The organism is Porphyromonas sp. HMSC065F10 (assembly GCF_001808555.1).
In the GTDB taxonomy this organism is placed as follows: Bacteria; Bacteroidota; Bacteroidia; order Bacteroidales; family Porphyromonadaceae; genus Porphyromonas_A.
Genome location: NZ_KV793773.1, coordinates 1 through 755 on the forward strand (window position 1 = coordinate 1; position 755 = coordinate 755).

A 755-nucleotide genomic window follows, 5' to 3' on the forward strand; every position below is an offset into this window, starting at 1 on the left:
CTTAGCTGTGAAACTCAAATGCGTTACCCCTGGATCTTCGAATCCCTTTGGGTTTGGTTCTCAACGCCATTTATTATATTTGCAACATCATTAAGCTTTGGATTAGCTTGTGCGGAGGCTCCCTTGGGAGGAGCAATGCCAAGCTAGTCCAAAGCTTTCTCTTTGCCTTCAGGCTATTGCGCCTGTGGCTTAAGCACGAGCAGTCATCTCATCCCAATGTTTTGTCTCCTCTGATCTTTTCTATGCATTTGCAATGAGATCCAAGTTTAGTAGAAGCTGCCTGTCGGGATTGGTCTGACGGGCTTCTACTGAGACTTGGATTTTCTTTCTTTTCAGGAAGCGATCAGAGCCGGTTTGCCGAGGGCTATTATCCGCAATCTACTTGCAGTGTCGTGCAACGCTCCAGTTTGCTGCACTTCCCATCGCTTAGATTCCTGTGTACTTTAGCGAGATGCGCCAAGCTCTCTTGAAGTACGACAAAATCTTTCACTATCTTTGTCGTAAGATCAAGGCGTGCGACTTTCTCTCTGACCTCAGCGAAATTGGATCGCTGTTTGGAGAGTCAGTCGTGCGCTTTTGTTTTGTGTGTATGTCTTAGAGAGCCCCCGTCGATCTTGTCTATCACCCCGTTAATTCGATCCTTTGGGTACACGCTCCTGACGTTATTTACTCCAAGGAATGGTTCTCTGACCACTTTTGTTTGATAATCACTGGTAGCGGTTCCCCTAGGTTCAACTTCGAAGTGCAACACTAGA

The 755-nt window shown here is 46.6% G+C and carries 1 protein-coding gene; it reads right to left on the bottom strand.

Going from position 1 to position 755, the window contains the following annotated elements:
• Positions 1 to 562: 562 nt before the first annotated feature.
• A partial coding sequence (locus HMPREF2890_RS09170) for a hypothetical protein (RefSeq protein WP_210394750.1) occupies positions 563 to 755 on the bottom strand: 193 nt, incomplete at its 5' end.